Annotated in this window: 21 protein-coding genes, 1 tRNA gene and 1 CRISPR repeat array; of the genes, 13 read left to right on the top strand and 9 right to left on the bottom strand. The window is 63.2% G+C overall.

The annotated features are described in order from the left end of the window. Positions 1–29 precede the first annotated feature (29 nt). Entirely contained in the window at positions 30–536 is a 507-nt protein-coding gene (locus tag PMI04_RS03550) for a hypothetical protein (protein ID WP_193378305.1), read from the bottom strand. Between the two features lie 106 nt (positions 537–642). Between PMI04_RS03550 and PMI04_RS03545 the strand changes: the two genes are divergently transcribed. Both PMI04_RS03545 and PMI04_RS03540 read left to right on the top strand, forming a co-directional pair. Next, a complete protein-coding gene (locus PMI04_RS03545) occupies positions 643–1,035 on the top strand; it encodes a VOC family protein (protein WP_007711382.1) in 393 nt (130 codons plus the stop codon). 21 nt (positions 1,036–1,056) lie between these two features. Next, a complete protein-coding gene (locus PMI04_RS03540; protein ID WP_007711385.1) occupies positions 1,057–1,590 on the top strand; it encodes a peroxiredoxin in 534 nt (177 codons plus the stop codon). Positions 1,591–1,617: 27 nt separating this feature from the next. Here PMI04_RS03540 and PMI04_RS03535 read toward each other — a convergent pair whose 3' ends face one another. Further along, a complete protein-coding gene (locus PMI04_RS03535) occupies positions 1,618–2,529 on the bottom strand; it encodes a dienelactone hydrolase family protein (protein WP_007711388.1) in 912 nt (303 codons plus the stop codon). A gap of 180 nt (positions 2,530–2,709) precedes the next feature. Here PMI04_RS03535 and PMI04_RS03530 point away from each other — a divergent pair, with 180 nt between their 5' ends. After that, complete coding sequence (locus PMI04_RS03530; protein WP_007711391.1) at positions 2,710–3,000, top strand: hypothetical protein; 291 nt, start codon at positions 2,710–2,712, stop codon at positions 2,998–3,000. A gap of 7 nt (positions 3,001–3,007) precedes the next feature. Here the strand turns inward: PMI04_RS03530 and PMI04_RS03525 are convergent, their stop codons facing one another. After that, positions 3,008–3,421, bottom strand: coding sequence for a gamma-glutamylcyclotransferase family protein (locus PMI04_RS03525; protein WP_274517625.1), 414 nt, complete (start codon positions 3,419–3,421; stop codon positions 3,008–3,010). A gap of 60 nt (positions 3,422–3,481) precedes the next feature. Between PMI04_RS03525 and PMI04_RS03520 the strand changes: the two genes are divergently transcribed. Continuing rightward, entirely contained in the window at positions 3,482–3,703 is a 222-nt protein-coding gene (locus PMI04_RS03520; RefSeq protein ID WP_007711398.1) for a hypothetical protein, read from the top strand. A 51-nt stretch (positions 3,704–3,754) separates the two neighbouring features. Next, positions 3,755–3,940: a PspC domain-containing protein gene (locus PMI04_RS03515; protein ID WP_004208760.1), complete on the top strand. Its 186-nt coding sequence runs from the start codon at positions 3,755–3,757 to the stop codon at positions 3,938–3,940. Between the two features lie 315 nt (positions 3,941–4,255). Here the strand turns inward: PMI04_RS03515 and PMI04_RS03510 are convergent, their stop codons facing one another. Then, positions 4,256–5,005 (bottom strand): DUF72 domain-containing protein, encoded by a 750-nt coding sequence (locus tag PMI04_RS03510; RefSeq protein ID WP_007711401.1) that lies wholly within the window; start codon positions 5,003–5,005, stop codon positions 4,256–4,258. A 119-nt stretch (positions 5,006–5,124) separates the two neighbouring features. Here PMI04_RS03510 and PMI04_RS03505 point away from each other — a divergent pair, with 119 nt between their 5' ends. Next, on the top strand, positions 5,125–5,361 hold the full coding sequence (locus PMI04_RS03505; protein WP_007711404.1) for a DUF2061 domain-containing protein: 237 nt from the start codon (positions 5,125–5,127) through the stop codon (positions 5,359–5,361). 3 nt (positions 5,362–5,364) lie between these two features. On the opposite strand, the gene PMI04_RS03500 is transcribed toward PMI04_RS03505, so the two are convergent. Both PMI04_RS03500 and PMI04_RS03495 read right to left on the bottom strand, forming a co-directional pair. Beyond that, positions 5,365–6,039, bottom strand: a complete 675-nt coding sequence (locus PMI04_RS03500) for a peptidylprolyl isomerase (protein WP_007711406.1) — start codon at positions 6,037–6,039, stop codon at positions 5,365–5,367. 88 nt (positions 6,040–6,127) lie between these two features. Beyond that, complete coding sequence (locus PMI04_RS03495; RefSeq protein ID WP_007711409.1) at positions 6,128–7,375, bottom strand: phospholipase A; 1,248 nt, start codon at positions 7,373–7,375, stop codon at positions 6,128–6,130. A 558-nt stretch (positions 7,376–7,933) separates the two neighbouring features. Here PMI04_RS03495 and cas9 point away from each other — a divergent pair. The 3 genes from cas9 to cas2 are packed head-to-tail and all read left to right on the top strand — an operon-like array spanning position 7,934 to position 12,546. After that, on the top strand, positions 7,934–11,266 hold the full coding sequence (cas9, locus tag PMI04_RS03490) for a type II CRISPR RNA-guided endonuclease Cas9 (RefSeq protein WP_007711412.1): 3,333 nt from the start codon (positions 7,934–7,936) through the stop codon (positions 11,264–11,266). Between the two features lie 21 nt (positions 11,267–11,287). Then, positions 11,288–12,211, top strand: a complete 924-nt coding sequence (cas1, locus tag PMI04_RS03485; RefSeq protein ID WP_007711415.1) for a type II CRISPR-associated endonuclease Cas1 — start codon at positions 11,288–11,290, stop codon at positions 12,209–12,211. Next, a complete protein-coding gene (cas2, locus tag PMI04_RS03480) occupies positions 12,208–12,546 on the top strand; it encodes a CRISPR-associated endonuclease Cas2 (RefSeq protein WP_007711423.1) in 339 nt (112 codons plus the stop codon). The genes cas1 and cas2 overlap by 4 nt, the downstream gene beginning before the upstream one ends. 72 nt (positions 12,547–12,618) lie before the next feature. Next, positions 12,619–15,229: direct repeats of the CRISPR family, unit length 36 nt; unit sequence ATCATAGCCGCTCAGAGATCGCGGTCCAGCGGCAAC. Between the two features lie 168 nt (positions 15,230–15,397). Here the strand turns inward: cas2 and PMI04_RS03475 are convergent. Together PMI04_RS03475 and recJ are read right to left on the bottom strand one after the other, a co-directional pair. Continuing rightward, positions 15,398–15,472, bottom strand: a tRNA-Glu gene (locus tag PMI04_RS03475). 103 nt (positions 15,473–15,575) lie between these two features. Further along, a complete protein-coding gene (recJ, locus tag PMI04_RS03470) occupies positions 15,576–17,342 on the bottom strand; it encodes a single-stranded-DNA-specific exonuclease RecJ (protein ID WP_007713650.1) in 1,767 nt (588 codons plus the stop codon). 150 nt (positions 17,343–17,492) lie between these two features. On the opposite strand from recJ, the gene PMI04_RS03465 reads away from it, so the two are divergent. From PMI04_RS03465 to PMI04_RS03450, 4 genes are all read left to right on the top strand, one after another. Then, the gene (locus PMI04_RS03465) at positions 17,493–19,664 is read left to right on the top strand and encodes a BamA/TamA family outer membrane protein (RefSeq protein ID WP_007713652.1); all 2,172 of its coding nucleotides are present in this window, start codon (positions 17,493–17,495) and stop codon (positions 19,662–19,664) included. Further along, entirely contained in the window at positions 19,664–23,884 is a 4,221-nt protein-coding gene (locus tag PMI04_RS03460) for a translocation/assembly module TamB domain-containing protein (RefSeq protein ID WP_007713654.1), read from the top strand. Before PMI04_RS03465 ends, PMI04_RS03460 begins: the two co-directional genes overlap by 1 nt. 38 nt (positions 23,885–23,922) lie before the next feature. After that, entirely contained in the window at positions 23,923–24,618 is a 696-nt protein-coding gene (locus tag PMI04_RS03455; protein ID WP_007713657.1) for a hypothetical protein, read from the top strand. An 82-nt stretch (positions 24,619–24,700) separates the two neighbouring features. Continuing rightward, positions 24,701–25,315 (top strand): DJ-1/PfpI family protein, encoded by a 615-nt coding sequence (locus PMI04_RS03450; RefSeq protein WP_007713659.1) that lies wholly within the window; start codon positions 24,701–24,703, stop codon positions 25,313–25,315. A gap of 32 nt (positions 25,316–25,347) precedes the next feature. Here the strand turns inward: PMI04_RS03450 and PMI04_RS03445 are convergent, their stop codons facing one another. Beyond that, a complete protein-coding gene (locus PMI04_RS03445; protein WP_007713661.1) occupies positions 25,348–25,863 on the bottom strand; it encodes a hypothetical protein in 516 nt (171 codons plus the stop codon). Between the last annotated feature and the right edge of the window lie 97 nt (positions 25,864–25,960).

The following is a 25,960-nucleotide window of genomic DNA, read 5'->3' as shown; positions in this document are numbered from 1 at the left end:
AGCGAGGACTGCGCGCCGGGGGAAGCGGTTCAGGCCGCCGGGGTACAGCGCTTGCGTACGATCGCCGTGCCGTCATTGGCGATGGTGAGTTGCTGGCCATCGGTCGAGGGACGCAGCATCAAGGTCCGGGTCCAGCTGTCGCCCTCGCCGGTGAAATTGGCGACGACCGCCAGCCGCCCCTCCCCCTCGCGCGTGACGCGCTGCACCGTGCCGACGCTTTCATGGAAGATCAGGCTCCCTGCCGTCAGTTCAAGCGCCTGCGCAGCCGCCTTATCGCCGCAGCGTTCGCTGGTGCCGGTCCAGCGCCCCTGCAGCGCGATCGGGATCGCATTGGCGTGGATCGCGTCGCCCTTGGCCACCGGCAGGTCGGGCGCGGGCTCGACCGGCGTGATGGCATTGGCACCGGGCGGAACGTCGCGCGTGCTGGGCAAGGCCTGGTCCAATATGTTGGTGACCATGCCGGACTGATTTTGATCCTTGCCGCCGCAACCGGCGAGCAGCAGCAGCGGAAGGGCGAGAAAGAAATGGTTACGCATGCGATGCCAACCCGGCAGGGCCGCATCGGGTTCCCCCCCCCTATCGCCCGCGTGACCGCCAATCACGCCCATGCTATCAACGCCGCGACAATCGAGGAGGGATGCCATGCCGGTTTTGGGAATGGACGGACTTTTCTTTCGCGCACGCGATCCCGTGGCGCTATCGGCCTGGTATCGCACCCATCTGGGCGTTGGCGGCGGATGCAGCGCCGACCCCGACATTCCGGCGGTCAACGAATATGTCTGGCAGACGCTGGGCGGACCGATGGTCTTTTCGCCGTTCAAACAGGACAGCGACTATTTCGCCGCCGACAAGCGCTTCATGATCAATCTGCGTGTGGCCGATCTCGACGGGCTGCTGGCGGACTTGCGCGCGGCGGACGTTGAGGTCATCACCAAGCCCGAATGGGATCATCCCGATGTCGGGCGCTTTGCCCGCATCCATGACCCCGAGGGCAACGCCATCGAATTGTGGGAACCGCCCGTCCCCGCCGCCTGACCGACCCATGGGAGTTAGAAAATGAAGCGCGCAAAGATTATCCTGGCCCTGGCGGCCGCAGTCCTGGGCACGCAAAGCGGCATGGCTGCGCTCGCCGTCGGCGCCAAGGCACCCGATTTCACCACGCGCGGCGCGATCGCCGGCAAGACCTTCACCGTTACCCTGTCGCATCAGCTCAAGCGCGGGCCGGTGGTGCTCTATTTCTTCCCCAAGGCCTTCACGCCGGGCTGCTCAGCCGAGGCGCGCGAGTTCGCCGAGAATATCGACAAGTTCAAGGCGGCGGGCGCCACCGTCATCGGCATGTCGGCCGATCCGGTCGATGATCTGGTTGCCTTCTCCACCAAGGAATGCGCCGGCAAGTTCGCGGTCGCCTCGGCCGGGCCGACCATCGTGTCGGGCTATGATGTCGCGCTCAAGATGCGGCCGGGCATGACCGACCGCACCTCCTATGTCATCGCGCCCAGCGGCCGCATCGCCTTCGTCCATAGCGAGATGAGCTATGCCGGCCATGTGAAGAGCACGCTGGCCGCGGTCGAGGCGATGAAGCAGAAATAAGGGCCGGGCGATGAAGGGGTGACGCGATCACCCCTTCACATATTTGTCGAACCAGCCGAGCGTTTCGGTCCAGGCGGCCTGCGCCGCCGCTTCATTATAGCTGGGCCGGTAATCGGCCATGAAACCATGGTCGGCGCCGGCATGAACGGTGATGGCATCGGGCGGCGACTTGCCCGCTGTCTTGAGCGCGGCACGCATCGCCTCGACATCGGCCTGGGGTATGCCCTTGTCCAGGGCGCCATATTGGCCGAGCACCGGCGCCTTGAGCTTGGCCACCTCCTCGATCGCCGACAGGGTTTGGAGATCATTCTTCTGCGTCACCAGCCGACCATAGAAAGCGACGCCCGCGTCGAGTGCGGCACTATGCGCGGCATAGAGCCAGACCACTCGTCCACCCCAACAGAAGCCGGTGATGCCGCGCCGCGACACATCGCCGCCATGGGCGCCGGCAAAGGCATAGGTGGAATCGATGTCGGACAGCACCTGTGCATCGGGCGTCTTGCTGACGATCTCCGCCACCAGTTGCTTGAAGTCGCTGACCTTGGTGGCGTCGCCATGGCGCGCGAACAGATCGGGTGCAATCGCATGATAACCCGCCTTGGCGAAACGGCGGCACATGTCGCGGATCCATTCATGGACGCCGAAAATCTCGTGAACCACGACGATCACCGGCGCCTTCTTCTTGCCTGCCGGTCGGGCGACATAGCCCGGCATGGCAAAGCCGTCGCTGGTCGGGATCGAGACCGCTTCCTCCACCAGCCCCTCTATCGGGGTCTGTATGGTGCTGGCCGCGACCGGTTGACAGGCGGCAGCAAACCCGGCGGCAAAGGCGCCACCGGCGAGGATATGACGCCGACTAAGGCCAGTCGAATCAATCCAGTTGCGATCTTCGGGCAGGCGTTCGACGGGGGGCTGTACGTCCTGACGATCGACGGTCATCCACATTCTCCTCTGCCCGGCGGGCCTGCCGTGGTTTGCCGCAGACTAGCCATGCCGCCGCCTGGCGCAACCGCGCCCTGCGCGGACCAGGAGGATAAATCATCCCGGTTATATCGGCCCAAACCAAGGGCTATGCCCAGCCGGTAATGCGTGTATCAATTGTCATCCGGAGAGATTGATATGCAGAAGCAGCTTACGGAGGTTATCGCCCAGCTGGTCGAGCAGATGACCAGCATGGCCGCATCCATTGCCCGTGCTGACGGCGCGCGCATGGCGCATCGCCACATGATCGCGCGCCTCCTCACCGATTTGCCTGCACCCTATATCGAACGCACCCTCCGGGATTTGCGACAGGTCGTGGAGGAAAGCGAAGGCGCGCTGGGCGCCCATCGGACGTCCAGCTACCTCCAGGAACTCGACGCTATCGAGGCACAGTCGCTTCGTAGCCGAGGAAATCAGGGGCTGAACTAGGAAATAGTTACACCCGTCCCGCCGCCAGGAAATCCCCGCCCGCGATCACCGAATGTCCGGTAACGGACAGAGCGTACAGATAGACCCAGGCCTCGACCGGGCCGTCGGGCGTTTCCACGACGCACTGCTGGCGCGAATATTCATGCGGCTGCGGATGATCGGATGTGCATTCCTCATAGGCGTCCAGCTGCGCAAGCTGCGCTTCCGCATCGGTCAGAACAAACAGATCGCCACGTACGCGCCCTGCCCCTCCCGGGACGAATCCGGGATAATCCACCACCTGATATAGCGCGCCCTGCATCCAGCCTGGTCCCACCCATTGTGCGATATCGGCCAGCCAGCGCGCCATCACTCCATCAAAGCCCGGTCGCAGCGTTCCATATACGAAGAGGAGCGGTGGATTTAGAGGCACGGCTGTGATTTTTCACCGATTGACGGTGAATTTTCCCAAAGAACAGATTTTTCCTCAATGAGGAAAATCGTGACCCTTGGCAAAATCCACGATTTTACGCCAAAAATCGAAATTGGCACGCCTCCTGCAATCCTGTTTGGCATCAAGGCCGGATGGTCCGGCCAAGACATCAAGGGAGTAAATATCATGTCCATCGCCAAGTTCCAGAGCGTCGCCATTGCCTTTGTCGGCGCCGTCATCTTCGCCAGCCTCTTCGTGAGCGCCGCTGTCCCGCTTGCCCCGATCGCCTGATCGGGCAACCGCCATCATCCCCCTCTCCAACAAGAGTTGAAGGCCAGATTCATGAACAACAGCTTCACCCTCGACCGCCGCAACGCGAAGATCATGGGCGTGTGCGCGGGCATCGCCAACCGCACCGGGCTGGATGTCACGCTGATCCGCGTCGCCCTGGTGCTGCTGACCCTGTGCGCCCTCGGTCCGATCGGCGTCGTGGCCTATCTGCTCGCCGGCTGGCTGGCCGAGGGTTGATCCCTCGCCGCCGCCGGGCGCAGGGCTCCGGATACAAAAGCGCCGCCCCGGCATATGCCCTGGGCGGCCTTTTTATGCCCCGCACTGACGGGACAAAGACATGCGCAAAAATGCGCTTAAGCGTACAGCACCGAGTAGAAGGTCAGCATCTGAACGCTGACCGCAACCACCAGCGCAGTCGCCTGAAAGGCCTGACGCATATTGGACTCCATCATTGGATGACACCCCGGATCGGGATGCAGTGCCATATGATGATTTCATGGAATTGTAACAATCGCAAAGCCTGACATTCCAATTGCATTAAACGCAATTATGTCACAGCTGTTGCTCCAGAGCCATGATGGTGGCCAGCGCTGCGGCCGGATTCCGTATCTTGGCCCCGCTTATATAGAAGATATAGGCGTCACCCAGCACCGCCTGCTCCCTTGCCCGATCGGTCCAGCCGGAAATCTCTGACAGGCTGTAGCCTGCTTCCTCCTCTTCGCTGCTGCACATCAGCCGGTTGTAGGAAAAGCCGACGTCATGGCCGGCGATCGCAGGATAGGCATCATGGTCGGCCAGCACCACTGCCACGCCGGCATCCCGCGCCAGAGCAAGAAAGGCGGGATCATTGAAGCTTTCATGTCGCACTTCCAGGGCATGGCGCAACGCCACGCCATCGACGCTCGTCGGCAACAGCTTAAGGAACGCACCCAAGTCGTCGGGATCGAATGTCTTGGTCGGCATGAATTGCCACAAGATCGGCCCCAGCCGGTCCCCCAGTTCGATGATCCCCTGCTTGACGAATTTCTCGATCGACTCGCCCGCATCCGCAAGCACGCGACGATTGGTACAGAAGCGCGACGCCTTGACCGCGAACTGGAAGCCATCGGGTACGGCCCGCGCCCAGCCGGCAAAGGTGGCCGGCTTCTGGCTGCTATAATAGGTCGCATTGATCTCCGTCGCGGTCAGATGGGCACCGACATAGGCCAGCTCGTCCTTCTGACGCATGCCAACCGGATAGAAGCTGCCCCGCCAGGGCTCATAGACCCACCCGCCGATGCCGACTCTGATCCGTCCCGCCATAAGCGCCTCCTGGCGCCATATTGATCGCCGCAGACGATCAGAGCCAGCGGGAAAAGCCATTGGCGATTATTGCGAACAATTCTTAACTACCAAGGCACAGCTTTCAAAGGGTTTCCGCCATGCCGCTCGATCTCATCAAGACCGTCACTTATCTGTCGATCCATCTGACCGTGGGCTTCACCGTAGCCTATTTGATGACTGGATCGATGACCATCGCGGGCGGCATCGCCCTGGTCGAACCGGTGATCAATGCGGTCGCCTTCTTCTTCCATGAACAGGCCTGGAAGCGCTTCACCGCCCGGCCGCCGCAGGGGGCCGGACGAAGCTGGTTGCGCAGCCAGGCAGCTATCGCCTGACGGCTATTTGGCGGGACGCGGCTGCGCCCGCGGGATCAACCAGGGCTTGACCTTGCCGGTGGGTCGGGCTGCGCCGTCCAGCCTTTTGGTATGGAGGATGGTGATCGGCTTGACGATCATCTGCCCGCGCATCGGGCCAGTGCCGCAGCAGGTCGGCACTGCCAGAATATGGCGCACGACATCCATGCCGCCTACGACATGGCCAAAGGCGGCATAGCCGATATAGTCGCCCTGCGCGTCCATGCGCGGGGTCGCGCCGATAGTGATGAAGAAATTGCCGCTCGCCGAATTGCTCCGGTCCGGCCGGGCCATCGAGAGGGTAGCGTCCAGATGCTTGAGCCCTGTCTGGCTGGTCGGCTCATGCCGGACCGGCGGCAGCGCGCGACGAAGATCGGTATCGATGCCGCCCTGGATCAGGCCGAGCCGTGGATCATTCTTGCGGCGGGCCGCGCGGTAGAAATTGGTGCCGTCGAAGCGCTGGTCATCGACATAGGCCAGGAAATTGGCGCTGGTCAGCGGCGCATGACGTTGATCGACGGCAACGATGATGGTCCCGACCGATGTTTCGATCGCGACCCGGGTGAAGCCGGGCGTAAGACGATTGGCAGGCTGGGCAAGAGCGAGGCCGGGCAGCAGCAGAAACAGCAGGGCGATGAGGTTGCGAACAGGAAAAAACATTGACGGGCAAGCACTCAAATTGCGGGAGATTGGCGGCCGCCCGACCCTATAAGCCGTGCAGGACCGGCGCAACCGCCCGCTCTGCCGATCAGCGCACCAGCGCGAAGCCGATGCGCAGACGGGTCACCTGGCGTCGATAGTCGAGCAGATTTTCGCCATAGCCGGCAAAGCCCTGGGCGAAGAGATAGATGTCCGGCCCGCCGCCCAGCAGGCGCGGCAGCGGATAGGATAGCTCGGCATTGACCGCGCCCTTGCCGGTGCTGAAATTCAACCGGCTCTGGGTCGACAGCCGCAGCCCCTCATCATCGCCCACTTCCAGGAATAGCGCGCTATGGCCGCGATAATCGGCGATATCGGGATTGTCCGACTTGTCGCCGACGTAGAAGGACAGGCGCGGCGCCGCAATCAGGCGATATTTGCCGCTCAGCGGCACCGCCACCATCGGCGCGATATAGAGGCTGTTGATGCTGCGCGATTCCGCACCATCGCGACCGTTGGATTCATGCCGGGCGCCGACCTGGGCGCTGAGCGACAGGCCGTTGCTCAGGCCGGTCGACGGGGCGATGTAGATGATCTCGGGCTGATAATCGATATTGCGGAAGGGCGAGGATTGCGCCGCCACGTCCCAAAACATGCGCTGCGTATAGGCCAGATAAAGACCATCGCGCCAGGATGCGGGCAGATCGGCCCGTTCGCGCGATCCAAACAACTGATATTTGAAGCTGATCTGCAGCCGCGCATCGCTGTTGGTACCTGGCCCATAGGCGCCATAGATCGGCTCATAGGCGGACATATTGTCGAGAAAGGCGTTGCCAATCGTCCGATCCGCCGGAGAGGGCGCAGCAGGCGGGGGCATAGGAGCAGGCGATAGCGCCGGCGCCGCGACGGCGAGCGCCACGGGCGCTGCGGGCGCCAATGCCGTTTGTGGAACACGCCATTGCGGAATCGACAGCAACCCACCATGGGCCGCCTGATCAGCCGCCAGGCGATATGCCGCCGAAACGAAGCCATGCGGAGGCACGGCGAGATCAGCCGGCGTCCCGGACGCGCGCTCAAGCCAGACATTGCGTATATCGCCGTCCCTATCCAACCGCGCCTCGACCCGATCCGGCAGCGATATATGCTGCACCACAGCATCATCGTTGAGCAGCCTCAAGGCGATCATCAGTGCCCCGTCCGACGCCCGTTCATCACTGTGGGCGACCAGTATCTCGACTGGCCCAGCGGCCTGGGCCGATGGCGCGAGCGCAACCAGATCGAGCAACAGGCCCACTAGAATCCATCGGTTCCGCGAAAGCGCACGGAAGATCATTTCCATTTCGGACTTGCGGGCCATGGAACCGCCTTTCGTAGCCAGCAACCGCATGGCTTAACCGCCCTGCACGCAAGCCATAGGAATTCTGACGGAGGCTAACAAGGTTGTCGCGACTAGAGCGTAATCCGTTCATACTGAATCGGATCACGCTCTATTTTTCTTTTGTTTTCCGCATTTCCCGAGCCAGCAGATGATGCCATCTGCTTCGAAAATGCTCTAGCCGCCGCACAGATGTTCGACAGCCGCCGAGCGTCACCATGCGCCCAACGCACATCTCGATCGCCAGCACGACAGGAATGAAGAGATGCCAACTTGATGGCGCCGCAGATAGAACTGCCCACTTCCAACCAGGATCGCCCGAATAGACCAACAAAAAAGGCGACGCCGGAGCGTCGCCCTTATCTGGTGCGTACTGACACTTGTTAACTGCCAGACCGCGATCTCTGAAGCCCGACAATGACGGATAGCGAAGTCATGGTCAAGATGTTCGTCAGATTGCGCGTTCATTTCGGTTCCGATTTCAACTTGACTGCATTGGCAGAGCCTGCCCCACTGTAAAACTCATGTGGGTGAGGAACGATGGCAGAAGGAAAAAAGCGCATATGGCGCCTGGGTGCCGATCTGGGCGCGAACTCGCTTGGTTGGGCTGCAATCGAACTGAGCGCTCCGGTCAATGGCAAGCCGATTGCTATCCTTGCTGCGGGATCGCGCATTTTCAGCGACGGCCGCGATCCCAAGTCCGGCGCATCGCTGGCGGTCGACCGGCGCGATGCCCGTGCCATGCGCCGCCGCCGCGACCGGTTTAAGCAGCGGCAAAAGGCGCTGATCAAATATCTGATCGCCGACGGCCTGTTTCCAGCAGACGAGGCCGCGCGCAATGCGATGGCTGCGATCGACCCCTATGCAGTCCGCGCGCGGGCGCTGGACGAAGCGCTGTCGCTGCCCGAACTGGGACGCGCGCTATTCCATCTCAATCAGCGGCGCGGATTCAAGTCGAACCGCAAGGCCGATCGCAAGGCGGATGACGATGCCGGCAAGATCGCCATCGGCATCGACCGGACGCGCGACGCCATCGCCGAGGACGAAGCAGATGCCGGTGCGGAACCGGGAAGCTGGACCTTCGGCAAATGGCTGCATGAGCGTCGGCTGAAAGGACAGTCCGTGCGCACCCGGCTGCGTCCCGAAAGCGGCGAGGATGCCAAGGGCGACGGCTATGATTTCTATCCCGATCGCGCGCTGATGGAGGAGGAGTTCGATGCCATCTGGGCCGCGCAGGCGCCCCATCATCCCGATGTGCTGACCAATGATGTCCATGACCGATTGCATGAGATCATCTTCTATCAGCGGCCGTTGAAGGCGCCGCAGGTTGGCATGTGTAGCTTGATCCCCGGCGACCGACGCCTGCCCAAGGCGCACCCTTTGTTCCAGCGTCGTCGCTTGCTGGAGGAACTCAATGCGCTGATGATCGTGCGACCAGGTGAGGTTGCTCAGCGGCTGACGCGGGAAGAGCGGGATATCCTGCTTCTGAAGCTCAAGGACAAGAACAAGGTCAGCTTCGCGACCCTGCGCAAGGCGTTGAAGCTCGATCCTGACGCCCGCTTCAACAAGGAGAGCGAGGACCGCACCGACCTGAAAGGGGACGAGGTGGCGGCTGTAATGGGGAGCAAGACGCGCTTCGGCAATCTCTGGGTCCATTTGTCGATCGAAGCCCAATGGGATGTCCTTGCGCGGCTGGACGCTGTCGAAAGCGATGCGGAGGATGCGGCTTTTTGCGCCTGGCTGGTCGAAACCTATGCGTTAACGCCGGAGCAGGCACGGGCTGTCGCTAATGCCCCGCTGCCGCCCGGCTATGGCCGGTTCGGCGAAACCGCGACCCGCAAGCTGATCGAAGCACTGCGCGATGGCAAAAAGGACGACCGCGTGCTCGTCTATAGTGAAGCCGTCACCGAAGCGGGTCTTGGCCATCATAGCGACCGGCGGACCGGCGAGGTGTTCGAGGATGCGAAGGGGCGGCCGCAGTTGCCATATTATGGCGTGGCGCTGGAACGGCACATCATGCCGGGGACCGGAGATCCATCCGATCCGGAGGAGATGCGGGTCGGCCGCCTCACCAATCCGACCGTCCATATCGGACTCAACCAGTTGCGCCGGATCCTCAACGTCCTGATCCGCGCCTATGGTCCGCCCGCTGAGATCGCGATCGAACTGGCGCGCGAGCTGAAGCTGACCGATGAGGACAAGAAACGGATCAATCGCGAGAATAATGACAACCGGATCGCCGCGGAACGGCGGTCGGAAAAACTACTGGCCATCGGCCAGGCCGACAGCGGCGCCAACCGCGCACTGCTCAAGCTGTGGGAGGAACTTAATCCCGCCAATGTGCTGGATCGGCGCTGCATTTATAGCGGGCGGCAGATTTCCATCGACATGCTCTTTTCTGCGGCGGTCGAGGTCGATCACATCCTGCCCTTCGCCGCAACGCTGGACGACAGCAATGGCAACAAGATCGTCTGCCTGCGCGAGGCCAATCGGGAAAAGCGCAAACGCTCCCCCCATGATGCCTGGGGCCACAGCGCGCGCTGGGACGAGATTGCGGCGCGCGCGGCGCAATTGCCGCGCAACAAGCGCTGGCGTTTCGAGCCGGACGCGATGGACAAATTCAGGGACGAGGGCGGCTTTCAGGCGCGTCATCTGGTCGACACCCAATATCTCGCCCGGCTGTCGCGCGAATATCTGGCGACGCTTTATCCCGAAAAGGGCGAGGGCAGCGGCCATATCTGGGTATCACCGGGGCGTCTAACCGAAATGGTGCGGCGCAAGCTGGGCCTCAACGACCTGCTGCCCGACCATAATTTCGGCGGCGGCGCGGATCAGGCCAAGAACCGGCTGGACCATCGGCATCATGCCATCGACGCCGTGGTCGTGGCGATCGTCGATCGGGGGATGCTCAATGCGATTGCGCGAGCATCCGGGCAGGAAGGGGCCGAAGGTCGCGAACGGATCATCATTCCGGAACCCTGGGACGGGTTTCGCGACGCGTTACGCGAGACGGTCAACCGCATCACCGTCAGCCATCGCACCGATCATGGCACGGCGTCCAAGGCGGGGTTGCCAAAGGGCAAGGATGCGACCGCCGGTCGACTGCATAACGACACAGCCTATGGCTTCACCGGCGACACCGATGCCAAGGGCAACAGCATCGTCGTGCGGCGCGTGCCGTTGTCGAGTTTCAAAAAGCTTGCCGATCTGGATCGCATCCGGGACGCCGATCTGAAGGCCGCGCTCTATCAGCATTTGAACGGGCTGGAGGGCAAGGCCTTCGAGAAGGCGCTGGCCGAATTTCACAAGCTGGAATGGCATAATTTTGGTGGCGTGCGCCGCGTGCGCGTGACCGAACCGCTGACCGTCATCCCGATCAAGGACCGGAATGGACGCATCTACAAAGGCTATAAGGGCGATTCCAACTATCGTTATGATGTGTGGGAATTGCCGGACGGGAAATGGGTGACCAATTGGAAAAATGAGGCAGGTGAAGCGATGTCCAGCGTCATATCCATGTTCGACGCGCATCAATCAAGCGAACCCCCGCGCCCGCACCCTGCTGCACGAAAGATATTGAGCCTCCATCAGAATGATCTTCTGGCGATCGAACGCGAAGGTGAGGACAGGAAGCTTATGCGGGTGGTGAAATTCGGCCAGAGTGGACAGATTACGCTGGCTGAGCATCAACAGGCTGGCGATCTGAAAAAGCGCGATGCGGTGTCCAATGATGACGATCCGTTCAAATATTTCGCGCCGACGAGCGGCGGCTTGAAAAAAGTCAAGGCACGGCAGGTTCGGATCGACGAGATCGGCCGGGTTCTGGACCCCGGATTTCCCGCCCGCACCGCGCGCCGCAAGACGCGGGGCTGATCGAGAAACAGCAGGACAGCGATGGACCGGATCGTCGATATTGCTACCGATGGCCGCCATCTTTCGGCCTATCGCGGCTTCCTGATCGTGTCGGAGGATCGGACGGAAGTCGGACGGATCCCACTCGACGATGTTGCCGCCGTCATCGTCCATGCCCATGGTATCACCTGGTCCACCAACTTGATCGTCGCCCTGGCCCAGCGCGGGGCCGTGATGCTGCTGTGCGGCAGCAATCATGCGCCGGTCGCCGTATGCCTGCCACTGGAGGGCCATCATGCCCAGAACAGCCGGATGCGCGCGCAGTGGGAGGCGGGCAAACCGCTATCCAAGCAATTATGGCGCCGGATCATCATCGCCAAGATCCGCTGGCAGGCGGCCGTGCTGGACGCCAACGGCATGTCCGCATCGGCCTTCGACTTGCTGGCCCGGCGCGTGGGATCGGGCGACCCCGACAATGTCGAGGCGCAGGCCGCCCGCCGATACTGGCCGCTCTTGATGGGGGAAGGGTTCCGGCGCGATCGGGAGGCCGAGGACATCAACGCCATGCTCAACTATGGCTATACGGTATTGCGATCCTTGTGCGCACGCGCCGTGGTCGCAGCCGGTCTGCACCCCTCGATAGGGGTACATCATGCCAACCGGACGAACGCCTTTGCCCTCGCCGACGACCTGATCGAGCCGTTCCGACCACTGGTCGATGCGTTGGCGGTGCGACTGGTCGCGCGCGGGATCGATACGGTAACGCCCGAAGCCAAGCGCGCCTTTGCCGGATTGATCGCGCTCGACTTGCCGGGACCGAGCGGCACGACGACCGTAGCGGGCGCGGCAAACCGGGCAGCGCAAAGCCTGGCGCGTGCCTTTGAAAGCGGGCAGGCGGGAGACATTGTACTTCCCTCCCCACCTTCCGCGCTGGAACTGGCCGGACTCGACGCATTGCTACCATGAGCGCGAGCCAATTGAGCGGATATCGGCTGATGTGGATTTTCGTGATGTTCGACTTGCCCGTAACAACTAGGGAACAGGCGCGCGCCGCCACGAAATTCCGGGAGTTCCTGCTGGATGAAGGCTTTGAGAAGAGTCAGTTTTCGGTCTATGCTCGCTTTTGCAACGGCAAGGAACAGTTCGAAACCTATATGCGGCGGGTCGAGTCGAGCCTGCCCGATCGTGGTGATGTTCACATCCTCAGCTTCACGGATCGGCAATATGAAAATATCGTGCGATTTTCAGGACAGCGCCGGCGGCGGCAACGGAAAAATCCGGATCAGCTGGCTCTATTCTAGCGATTTGCCTGATTTTCACAGTGATAGAACCATGGATATTGCATTGCTTTTCAATACATTATCCATGGTTCGATCATAGCCGCTCAGAGATCGCGGTCCAGCGGCAACAGCGCCGGTCCTGGGGTGACGCATGGCCTAATCATAGCCGCTCAGAGATCGCGGTCCAGCGGCAACGACATGCGGGAAGCGTTAGCCAGCACGAGATCATAGCCGCTCAGAGATCGCGGTCCAGCGGCAACCTTATCCCGGCGTCCTCGACGCTCAAAAGGATCATAGCCGCTCAGAGATCGCGGTCCAGCGGCAACCCAGCGCGTTGATCTTGAAATTCGCCTCAAATCATAGCCGCTCAGAGATCGCGGTCCAGCGGCAACTCGGATGATCGCTGGCTTGATCGCAGCGAAATCATAGCCGCTCAGAGATCGCGGTCCAGCGGCAACGCCTTGGCGTCGTAGCCGATGGCGTCGCCGATCATAGCCGCTCAGAGATCGCGGTCCAGCGGCAACGCTGCGCCTTGAACGGCTCCCCCATGTCGAGATCATAGCCGCTCAGAGATCGCGGTCCAGCGGCAACGTGCCGCATGTTGCGCGGCTGGACGGCGGAATCATAGCCGCTCAGAGATCGCGGTCCAGCGGCAACGCGACGGCGACTGGAGCAAGGGATGCCGCGATCATAGCCGCTCAGAGATCGCGGTCCAGCGGCAACCCATTCTCGCCCCACGCCCTCGCGCCCTGGATCATAGCCGCTCAGAGATCGCGGTCCAGCGGCAACTCGCCGGCGACGGTCAGGATCTGCAGGATGATCATAGCCGCTCAGAGATCGCGGTCCAGCGGCAACACGCCGCCGCCGCGCGATCAGATCTGGTCGATCATAGCCGCTCAGAGATCGCGGTCCAGCGGCAACTCGGCCCGGCCACGCAGCGCGGTCGAAAAGATCATAGCCGCTCAGAGATCGCGGTCCAGCGGCAACTGGTGGAGCTGCGCGTCGCGGTGCGCCTGAATCATAGCCGCTCAGAGATCGCGGTCCAGCGGCAACCTGGAATACTTCATGGGCGCACTGCACAACAATCATAGCCGCTCAGAGATCGCGGTCCAGCGGCAACGCACGGGCGGCACGCTCAAGGCCGCGCTGGATCATAGCCGCTCAGAGATCGCGGTCCAGCGGCAACGCGTCGAACCGATCGATCACCGTCGCCAGAATCATAGCCGCTCAGAGATCGCGGTCCAGCGGCAACGCGAGCGTGACGCAGGCGCTGATCGCGGCCATCATAGCCGCTCAGAGATCGCGGTCCAGCGGCAACCGCCCAGCTCACGGGCCTGCCAGCCCTTGTATCATAGCCGCTCAGAGATCGCGGTCCAGCGGCAACCTACTGGCCATCGCCGCAATCGCGTCGCCCATCATAGCCGCTCAGAGATCGCGGTCCAGCGGCAACCAGGAAGTCGACGGCGCTCTGCAACTGCTGATCATAGCCGCTCAGAGATCGCGGTCCAGCGGCAACCAACCGGCTGCGCCAGCATCTGGGCAATCTATCATAGCCGCTCAGAGATCGCGGTCCAGCGGCAACTTTTCGCGATCACGCTTATAGGCCGCCCAGATCATAGCCGCTCAGAGATCGCGGTCCAGCGGCAACGTGCTTAATTATGACAGCACGGGTGAGTATATCATAGCCGCTCAGAGATCGCGGTCCAGCGGCAACGAAGACGCTGCAGCCAGCGCTGCCGTAGTGATCATAGCCGCTCAGAGATCGCGGTCCAGCGGCAACCGCTGGGGGAGCGACTATAAGCTGTCGAGCATCATAGCCGCTCAGAGATCGCGGTCCAGCGGCAACTCCCGATGTCAGCGTCCATGGTTCTTTTGCATCATAGCCGCTCAGAGATCGCGGTCCAGCGGCAACACAAAAAGCCCCGCAGCGAACGAGCGCGCGATCATAGCCGCTCAGAGATCGCGGTCCAGCGGCAACACGATCCCCAACCGCATCGTATCGATGGAATCATAGCCGCTCAGAGATCGCGGTCCAGCGGCAACGATCTGGTGCGGCTGCCCGGCGTGCGCTTCATCATAGCCGCTCAGAGATCGCGGTCCAGCGGCAACGAGCAGCTGATCAGCTGGGCGCAGCGGGCGATCATAGCCGCTCAGAGATCGCGGTCCAGCGGCAACTGTTCCGGCGCTTCGGTGAGGACGCGACCTATCATAGCCGCTCAGAGATCGCGGTCCAGCGGCAACCCACCGAACGGATCGCACTGGCCCGGCGTTATCATAGCCGCTCAGAGATCGCGGTCCAGCGGCAACAATGTGTTGACGCGGGCTATCACACAGAAGATCATAGCCGCTCAGAGATCGCGGTCCAGCGGCAACAGCACGGCCATGACCACATAGGTGCCCGCAATCATAGCCGCTCAGAGATCGCGGTCCAGCGGCAACTCTGCATGAGCTGTTCCGCGCCTGGGCCAAATCATAGCCGCTCAGAGATCGCGGTCCAGCGGCAACCGCGGCGCGCAGGTGCTGACCGCCAGCGACAATCATAGCTGCTCAGAGATCGCGGTCCAGCGGCAACGAGACGCAGGACTTCGTGATCTTCAGCGAGATCATAGCTGCTCAGAGATCGCGGTCCAGCGGCAACCAGGCGCAGGCGCGAACCCTGCATGCCGGGATCATAGCCGCTCAGAGATCGCGGTCCATGGGAAGCAGCCGTAAATCGCCCAATGCTTCATTAGCGAGAAGTTGCCTGCCTATTGCGGCGAGTCGAGCCATCGCGAAAATGCGTGTGTGTGCCCGAAATGCGAAAACGCACAGGGGATGATATTTGCTACAATTTCGAAAAATCAGCCACAATCAAAGCGAAATGTCGCTTGATTGGTGACCCCTACGGGAATCGAACCCGTGTTTCAGCCGTGAAAGGGCCGCGTCCTAACCGCTAGACGAAGGGGCCGCTCGTTGCCGCCGCTCATGGGCAGCGCTGCGAAGCGAGGGCGCAATTAGGCGGGGACAGCGAAACGGTCAACCCCCTTTGCGCAAGAAAATTGCAATCGTGCTTAATCCGCCCAGGCCGCATCCTCCAGATGCAGTTCCGCAGCCGGGCGACTGCCCCAGTCATCCATCTTCGCACGCCCCGCAACCCACAGCCGCCGATCGCGTGGCGCGCCAAGTATCGCCTGTCCCAATTCCGAATCGGCCTTGCGAAAGGCGATCGTCTTGATCGATCGGCCATCATCACCAGCCATGATCGCCCGCAAATGGCCATTGCCGACAACATCCGCCTTGATCACACGCATTGGCCCGGCAGCGATCAGCGGCGCGGGCCAGCCGGCGCCATAGGGACCGCCCGCCTCGATCGCGGCGACGAAGGCGGGATTGACCCCGGCCGGCGCCAGCACCGCGTCGATCAGCAAAGCGCGATCGTCACGGGCACGGGCGACCGCAGCCGACAGCCGCTCATCCAGGAAGTCGGCTAGCGCATCGAGCTTGTCCGCCATCACGGTAAGGCCCGCCGCCATCGCATGGCCGCCACCCGCGACCAGCAGGCCGCTGTCCTTGGCCGCCAGAACCGCCGCCCCCAGATCGACGCCGGAGATAGAGCGGCCTGAGCCCTTGCCCACGCCATCCTCGTCCAGTGCGATAACGATGGCGGGACGGCCGGCCCGTTCCTTGAGGCGCCCGGCAACGATGCCGATGACGCCAGGATGCCAGCCCGGCCCCGAGACCAGCGCCACAGCGCGATTGCCCTGTCCGTCCAGCAACGCCTCGGCTTGCTCCTGCACGATCGATTCGATCGCGCGCCGTTCCTCGTTCAACCGGTCCAGTTCGGCGGCAATGCGCGCCGCCTCCGCCGGGTCCTCGGTGGTAAGCAGCCGCACGCCCAGATCTGCTTTGCCGACGCGCCCGCCGGCGTTGATGCGCGGCCCCAGTGCAAAGCCGAGATCGTGACAAAGCGGCGCGCGGCTCAATCGGCTGGCATCCATCAGCGCGGCAAGGCCGATATTACGCCGTTTGGCCATCACCTTAAGCCCCTGCGCCACGAACGCGCGATTGAGCCCCTTCAATTGCGCGACGTCGGCGACGGTGCCGAGTGCGACGATATCGAGCAGTTCCATGATCGCCGGTTCCGCTCGGGTCGCGAACCAGCCGCGCGCACGCAAGGTGCGCAGCAGCGCAGCGCCAAGCAGGAAGGCCATGCCGACGGCGGCGAGATGGCCATGCACGGCGGCGGCATCATTTTCGTCCAGTCGGTTGGGATTGACCAGCGCCAGCGCCACCGGCAGCGCGGCGGCGCATTTATGATGGTCGACGACGACGACATCGACCCCGGCGGCCTTGGCCATGTCGAGCGCCTCGAACGCCTGCGCGCCGCAATCGACAGTGACGATCAGTTGCGCGCCCTCACCCGCGAGCCGCACCAGTGCCTCGCCCGAGGGGCCATAACCTTCCATCAGCCGGTCGGGAATATAGGGCCGGGCATCCAGGCCGATGTCGCGCAGCAGCCGGATCAGCAGCGCCGCGCTGGTCGCACCGTCGACGTCATAATCGCCGAAGATGCGCACATCCTCGCCGCGCTGGACCGCATCGGCCAGCCGCTCGGCAGCGGCATCCATGTCGCGAAACAGGCTGGGATCGGGCATGAAATGACGGATGGTCGGATTGCGATGCGCCTCCACCCCGTCGGGCGGACAGCCGCGGGCCAGCAGCAATTGCGCCACCAGATCGTCGGGCTGATAACCGGGCGAACGGGCATCCGCCCCCAGGCCGCGCCAGCGCCAGGGCTGGCCTGTGATCGATCGGGCAATGTTCAGCGCAAATGTCATGAAGCGGCTCTAGACGGTGCCGGGCACCGATGGAAGCGCTGCACCGCCGGAGGAAATCGTCACGCAGGCGGAACCGTCGCAAGTCATTGGGCGTATTGCCAGTTTGCCGGACATATGGGATGCCCGGTGCGAAAGGGGCATCGCAGAGGAATGAACAAGCGGCAGGCGAGATATGTTCGGCATGCGCTGGGCATCATCATGGCAACTGCCTCGCCCCTGCCCCTGATGGCGCAGACGGCTCCCGCGAGCGCGCCCGTCACCACACTGCCCGCAGCCACCGAAGACCCGATCCTGCCCGACGACGAGTTCAACGCACGCCTGCCCGGTGCAGGCAGCCCCGACGACAAGACCGATAGCAAAGCCGGCGACAACGCTCCGCTACCATCGATCGACGACTGGCTGGACCAGCAGATGCCGGCCGATAGTGGCGTCAACCACGCTCCCCCCGGCGACACGGCAATGCCTGCCGCGACCGGTTTGCCCCCCGCCACCGAACCACCGGCCGATCCCCAGCTGGCCGAACCCTTGTCGCCACTCGACAGCGTCACCGTGCCGACCCAGGTCGCCAGCCAGGACAGCGACGAGAAGACGCCGGAGATACGCTATTCCACACAGGTGGACGGCTTCGGCAAGTCCGGGCTGGAAGCGGTATTTCGGACCGAATCCGCGCTGCTCGACGGCAAGGGCAAGGCAGAGACTGCCGCCATGGTGCAGCAGCGCGCCCAAGCCGACGAGCAATTGGCGGTCCGGTTGCTCCACTCGGAGGGCTATTATGACGCAACGGCGCTGGCCTCGCTCGACCAGGAGAAGGACGGCGCACTAAAGGCGATACTCTCGGTCACGCCAGGCAAACGCTACAAGATCGGCGACATCGTCATCCGGGCGCCCGAAACGATACCGCCCGGCCTGATCCGCGATAGCCTGACGCTCAAGACCGGCGACTATATCGTCGCCGCCGCAGTCGAGGCCGCAGAAGCCAATGTCGCGCTCAAGCTGCCGGAAAATGGTTATGCCTTCGCCAAGATCGGCGACCGCGACATATTGCTCGATCCCGCCACGATAACAGGCGACTATACATTGCCGGTCGAGCCAGGCCCGCGCGGTAGTTTCCGGACCATCACCACCAGCGGCAAGAAACAGGCCTTTGGCGCCGATCATATGGCGGTGATCGCCCGCTTCGACAAAGACGAGCTCTATGACAGCCGCAAGGTCGACGACCTGCGCAAGGCGCTGGTGGCGACCGGCCTTTTCTCCAGTGTGGCGGTCGACCCGGTCCAGACCGGCGACCCCGGACCGGACGGCACCGAATATGTCGATCTGCATGTCGATCAGGAGGCCGGCCCTCCCCGTCGCCTGGCAGGCGAGGCTGGCTACAGCACCGGCCAGGGCCTGCGCGCGGAGGGCAGCTGGACCCACCGCAATCTTTTCCCGCCCGAAGGCGCGCTGATCGCCAGCGTGATCGCGGGCACACAGGAACAGGGCGTGTCGGGTACATTCCGCCGGTCCAACGCCGGCAAGCGCGACAAGACCTTCCAAACCGGTGCCAGCGTCAATCATCAGAAATATGACGCCTATGAGGCCTTTACGCTGGGCATCAATGCCAGCTGGTCGCGCCAGTCGACCCCGATCTTCCAGAAGCGCTGGACCTACACCTATGGTGGCGAAATCCTGCTCTCCAACGAAAATACGACGATCGATGAGACGACCGGGGAGAATAAGCGGCTGACCTATTTCATCGCCGCGCTGCCCGTGCAGGTGGGCTATGATCGGTCGAACGACCTGCTCAATCCCACACGCGGTTTCCGCGCCAACCTGCGCGTGTCGCCCGAAGCTTCGCTCCAGGGCAATGTCTCGCCCTATGTGCGCAGCACCTTCGACCTGGCTGGCTATTTCCCCGTTTCGGACAGTTTCGTCCTGGCCGCCCGCACCCGGCTGGGTACGATCAATGGCGTGGCGCGCGACGATGTCGCGCCGTCGCGGCGCATCTATGCCGGCGGCGGCGGCTCGGTCCGCGGCTATGGCTATCAGGAACTCGGTCCCAAGGACGGCAACAACGATCCGGTCGGCGGCCGATCGGTCAACGAGTTCGCGGTCGAGGGCCGCTATCGCTTCGGCAATTACGGCATTGTCGGCTTCGTGGATGCTGGCCAGGTTTATGAAAGCCAGCTCCCCCAATTTTCCGACATCCGCTATGGCGTCGGCCTGGGCGGTCGCTTCTACACCAATTTCGGGCCATTCCGCGCCGACATCGCGATGCCGATCAACCGGCAGCCGGGCGAATCCAAGTTCAGTCTCTATATCGGGATCGGGCAGGCATTCTGATGGCGGAAGACACTCCTCCCCCCGCACCCGAGGCGACCGAGACCGTGGTGATTCATAAGGGCCGGCCGCTGTGGCGGAAAATAGTGATCGGTCTTGCCGGCCTGATCGTTGGGCTGGTGGTGCTGGTCGCCGGGCTGCTGCTGTTCCTCAACACTCAACCGGGCAAGTCATTCCTGATCAAGCAGATCGTCGCGCTCAAGCTGGAATCGGGCATGGGGATCGAGGTCGGCCGGATCGAGGGATCGATCTATAGCGACATGACCATCCACGACCTGATCCTGCGCGATCCAAAGGGCGTGTTCGCGGTCAGCCCCAGGGTCCATGTCGTCTGGCGCCCGTTCCGCTATCTGCAAAATCATATCTCGGTCCAGAATCTGGAAAGCCCGCTGGTGGTGCTGGCGCGCAGCCCGCAATTCAACCAGACGCCGACCGATCCCAATGCGCCGATCCTGCCCGACCTCGACATCGACGTCGATCGGATGCGGCTCGACCGCTTCCTGCTTGCCAAGCCGGTGATCGGCCAGAAGCGCGAGATCGCGATCGACAGCATCGTCCATATCGCCGACGGCCGTGCCCAGCTGTCGGCCAATGCGGTGGTCGACAGCGGCGACCGGCTGCAGGCGAAGCTGGACGCGGTGCCGGCGCAGAATCGCCTGGCGATGAGCGGCACCCTCACCGCGCCCAAGGGCGGCGTGATCGCGGCGATGAGCGGCCTGCCCGACGGCATGACCGCCGCGCTCGACGGCAGGGGCACCTGGCAGGCCTGGAACGGCAGGCTGATCGCCAACACGCCCAAGGGCGAGCTGGCCAATATCGCGCTCGCCGCCCGCGACGGCAGCTTCACCGCCAAGGGGCCGCTGCGCCCTGGCCTGGTCTATGGCGACATTGCCGACCGGCTGACCCGGCCGCAGCTCGACGTCGACCTGTTCGCCGGCCTCAACGAACGGCGCGTCAACCTCAAGGGCACGCTGCGTTCTCCCGCCCTGTCGGCCGATGCGCAAGGTTTAGTGGATCTCGGCAAGAGTACATTCAGCGCACTGCGCATCAACGCCGCGCTGCTGCAGCCTGGCGCGTTCATGGACAAGGTGAAGGGCAAGGATGTCCGCGCCTCGATCATCCTCGACGGGCCGATGGCGACGCCTTTCATCAATTATGACATCAGCGCCGCCTCCCTCGCCTTCGACGCCACCGGCATCGAAAATCTCAAGGCCAGCGGTCGCGCCGTGATCGATGCCGACCGCATCCGCATCCCCGTCAACGCGACGGCCAAGCGCGTCACCGGCCTCAATGCGGCGGCCGGCGGGCTGATGACCAATTTGCGGGTGAAGGGCGACTTTGCCTATGCCGGCGGCAAGCTGATCAGCGACAATCTGAAGCTCGACAGCGACAAGATCGACGCCACCGCCATCGTCCTGGCCGATATCGACAATGCCATTTATCGCGGCGCACTGAAGGGCCGGGTCAACGACTATCGGATCGACGGCGTCGGCATCGTCAACCTCAATACCGATGTCGAGCTGGTGCCGGGTCCCAAGGGCGGCTTTGGTCTGTCGGGCAAGTTCGGCGTGCGCACGGCGCGCTGGGAAAATGCCTCCGTCCGCGACTTCCTGGGCGGCAATGCGGTGATGTCCGGCCGGATCGGCATGACGCCGGAGGGCAGGTTCACCCTGGCAGGCCTCAAGGGCACTGCGCCCAATTTCCAGATCAAGTCCGGTTCGGGCAGCTATGACACCAACGGCCAGGTCGCCTTCGACACCGAAGCCTACTCGAAACAATATGGCCCGCTGTTCCTGACCGTGCGCGGCACGGCGGACCGGCCGCAGGCGGTGCTGCGCGCGCCGCGCCCCAATGTCGGCGTGCAGCTGACCGATGTCGTTGCCAAGCTGAATGGCGAACCCGCCGGCTATCGCCTGGATGCCACCGGCGGGTCGCCCTATGGCCCCTTCTTCGCCAATGTGCTGATCCGTACCGCACAAGGCCCGCTGACCATCGATGTCACCAAGGCACGCTTTGCCGGGGTCGACATGGACGGCCGCATCCAGCAATCCGGTGCCGGCCCGTTCACCGGCCAGCTGGCGATGAACGGATCGGGCATCACCGGCGCGGTCAAGCTCAATGCCGTGGGCAAGGTGCAGGGCGTCGACGTCAACGCCACGGCCAGCAATGCCAAGCTGCCGGGCGAGGCCGACATCGTCATCGGCCGCGCCATCGTCACCGCTTCCATGCTGCTGACCGACCAGCCCAAGGTGATCGCCGACGTGCAGATGGCGAACGCCGCCTATGGCGACTATGTCGTGCGCAAGGCGCGAGCGAAGCTCGATTATCAGGGCGGCCGGGGCAAGGCCCAGCTGGTCGCCGACGGCTCCAGCGGCGTGCCCTTCTCGGTCGCGGTCAATGCCGCACTGCGCCCCAATCTCTATGCCGTCGCGCTGCAGGGCAAGGCGAGCAATGTCGATTTCCGCCTAGCCCAGCCGGCGATCATCCGGGCGGAAAAGACCGGCTATCGGTTGGAGCCGGTCAGTCTGGTGCTGCCGCAGGGCAAGGTCGATCTCGCCGGCCGCTTCGGTGACGAAACGGCGCTGCAGGCGCGTTTCAAGGATTTCGACCTCGCCCTCGCCAATATTGCTAATCCGGGCCTTGGCATTGGCGGCAAGGCGACCGGCACGATCGATTACAACCAGAGCGGTACCGCTTTCCCGACCGCCGCCACCCGCATCGCCATCAGCGATTTCCGCCGGTCAAGCCTGGCCGCCGTGTCCGATGCCGTTTCGATGAATGTCGAGGGCAAGCTGTCTTCCGCCGGCGGCGACCTGCGCGGCCTCATCCGCAAGGGCAACAGCACGATCGGCCGCTTCATCGCTACCCTGGCGCCTCCCGGCCCCGGCGCCAGCTGGTCGGAACAGCTCATGGCCGCACCGCTGGGCGGCGGCATCCGCTATGCCGGCCCCGCCGATGTGCTCTTCTCCTTCGCCGGCCTCGCCGATCAGCGGCTGAGCGGCGGGATCGCGGTCGCGGCCGATTTCAGCGGGCGCCTGACCGCACCGCAGCTCAACGGCCTCGTCCGCGCCAATGCGCTGACCTATGACAACACGACTTTCGGCACGCGCGTTACCCAGATGCGCCTTGATGGTCGCTTCACCAATGACCGGCTGGAGATTCGCGACTTTTCCGGCCGTGCCGGCGACGGCACGGTGCAGGCCAGCGGCACGGTGGGCCTGGCCGCCGACAGCGGCTTCCCAATGAACATCGCGGTCAAGATGGACCATGCCCGCCTGGCCCGCAGCGAAGCCATCACCAGCGTCGTGAGCGGCACGCTCGCCATCACCAACAGCAAGGCGGATGGCGGCCTGATCAAGGGCGACCTGTCGCTGCCCGAGACGCGTTATCGCGTTGCCTGGCAGGGCGGCACCGAGATTCGCGAGCTTCAGGGCGTCCGCCGCAAGGGCGAGGGCAAGGATGTGCTCGACCAGAGGATCGCCGATCGCAAGGCCGCCGCCGCTGCCCCCACCAATTGGAAGCTCGACATTCGCGTGCGGGCCGACAACCAGATTTATGTGACCGGCATGGGTCTCGATTCCGAATGGAAGACCGACATGCGCGTCACCGGCACCGCGACCAAGCCGCGCGTGTCCGGCAAGATCGAGGTATTGCGCGGTCGCTACAGCTTCTCGGGCCACCAATTCGACCTCGACCAGGGTGTCATCACCTTCAACGGCGACATGATGAATCCAACATTGTCGATCAAGGCGCTGACCAAGATCGACGATGTCAGTGCCGGCATCTCCGTTGCCGGAACCGCGCAGGAACCCGACATCAGCTTCGTGTCGACCCCGACCTTGCCGCAGGACGAAATCCTCTCGCGTATCCTGTTCGGCGACAATGTCGCGAACCTGTCGGCGACCCAAGCGATCCAGCTGGCGGCGGCGCTCAACGGCCTGCGCGGCGGCAGCGGCGGCCTCAACCCGATGGGCAAGCTGCAGGGCGCATCGGGCCTCGACCGGATCGGCATCGTCGGCGGCGACGAGGATACCGGGCGCGGCACATCGCTGGCAGTCGGCCAGCACATCTCCAACGACATCTATGTCGAAGTGGTGACCGACACCAAGGGCTTCACCGCGACCCAGCTGGAAATCTCTCTGTCGAAGACGCTGAGCATCCTGTCGAAAACTGGCACCAATGCGGGATCTTCCGCCGCGCTTCGTTATTCCAAGGACTATTGAACCGGCGCCATGACGGTGTCGCCAGAGCAGGAGAATATGTGTCCTTCGCCTCGTCGATCTGCCGCCCGGTCCTCTGCGCCGTCGCTCTGTCCGCCGCGCCCGCCGCGCTGGCGGAAACCCCACGCGAACTGCTGACGACCGCCGCCTTCCAGACGACCGACAAGGCGCGGGCGCTGACCCTGATCGGCCAGGCGATCGGTGCAGCCGACCGGATATTGATGACGACGCCCAATGACCGCGAGGCGACATTGCAGCGCGCGGTCGCGATCGGCTATCGCGCCAAGCTGACCCGCAGCCGAACCGATGCCCGCGCATCGCTCACGACCTTCGAGGCGCTGGCCGCCCGCAATCCCCGCGATGCCGAGGCGCAGATGGTGATCGCTGGCTGGCATCTCGACGCAATCGACCAGTTGGGCGGCTTCGTCGCCCGCACCGTGCTTGGCGCCAAGGAACAGACCGGGGAGGCCGCGCTGGGCAAGGCGGTCGCGCTGGGTGGCAATCGCGCCTTCTATCCCGGCCTCGCCGCGCTGATGCGGATCCGTGCCGATCATAATGATGTGGCGGGTGCCCTCGCCCTGGCCGAACGGGCCACCGCCGCACCCACCCCGGCCCCGCTCGACCAGCAGATGAAGCGCGCGGCCGCCGCCATCCTGCCAGCACTTCGGGCCGGCAATGGCAAGGCCGCTGCCGCGCAGGCGCGCACGCTGTTGCCCTTCGGCAAGCTGGCCAACTGACGCAGGCCAAAAGGCAACGAGTGGATATGCGCGCCATATCCCCACCCGCCTATGCCTATTCCCTGACAAACGGGGAATAGGCATGCAGATTGCGGTTCTGACATTCGATGGCTTCAATGAACTCGACAGTTTCGTCGCCGCCGCCATCCTCAACCGGATGAAGCCGCAGGGCTGGGCGGCCCATATCACGGCGCCCAACGAGACGGTGACGTCGATGAACGGGGTGACGGTACAGCGGCAGCGGCCGCTGGAATTCGCGGCGGAGGCCGATGCAGTGCTGATCGGTAGCGGCATCCGCACACGCGAGATCGCGGCCGATGCGGCGATGCTGGCGCAGATCAGGCTCGATCCCGCGCGCCAGATGATCGGGGCACAATGTTCCGGCACGCTGCTGCTGGCGAAACTGGGCCTGATTGGCGACCTGCCCGCCTGCACCGACCTCACCACCAGGCCTTGGGTGGTGGAGGCCGGCGTCCGGGTGATCGATTCGCCCTTCGTTGCCCATGGCAATATCGCAACGGCGGGCGGATGCCTGTCCGCGCCCTATCTTGCCGGCTGGATGATCGCGCGGGGTGGATCAATGACAGAGGCAGAAGCGGCACTCCATTATGTCGCACCGGTGGGCGAGAAGGCAGACTATGTCGCGCGGGCGCGCGCCGTGATCGCGCCGTTCGTGCCGGATGCGGTTACGGCATAGGGCAAGAAGGGGGGATAGCGGAACGGCGGCTTTTATCGCGATCCGGGATCGACAGCGTAGGTTTTTAGGAGCGATTGGCTCCGTGTTACGATGTCTACTGGACCGTCGAGCATTTCATGCTGGAAATAGATAATCCAGCGGGCACCGCGATAGGTCATGCTGGTGGCGCACTGACCAAGCAAGCCCAACTTCACGCCTTTCATTAAGCATATTGATGTTCCCCATGGTCGCGTCTCAATGGTTTTATCTTTTGCCAATCGAAAATCGCCCCGAAAAATATAGGGAAGTCCTTGCTTTTCGGCATCAACTCTCTCTTCGCGGTTTTCTCTGCTGTCGTATTGAAGGCTGATGCTCCGACGCCGATCCTTCTCGGGGGTGACATAGGCAACAAATGTGGGCTTTGACGCGCCCTCGTCGGTGATGCTTCTGTAAAATGGATCGCGAGGAAAACGATAAAACGCATCGCCAACCTGCACCACTTCGGGGGGCTTTGGACCGCAACTGGTTAGAAGCACCAGGCTGACAGAATAGACCCGTCGGAAACGCATAAATTCTCCCTTCACCGCTTGCTACCGGTGATGCGTTTAAGGTCTGCTAATGGTCGAAACCTGCAATCTCCACTGGCGTCATCCTGACGAAAGTCAG

This window comes from Sphingobium sp. AP49 (assembly GCF_000281715.2).
In the GTDB taxonomy this organism is placed as follows: domain Bacteria; phylum Pseudomonadota; class Alphaproteobacteria; order Sphingomonadales; family Sphingomonadaceae; genus Sphingobium.
The sequence above is the reverse complement of the archived record's forward strand: the minus strand, read 5'-3'. Positions and strand labels throughout refer to the sequence as shown.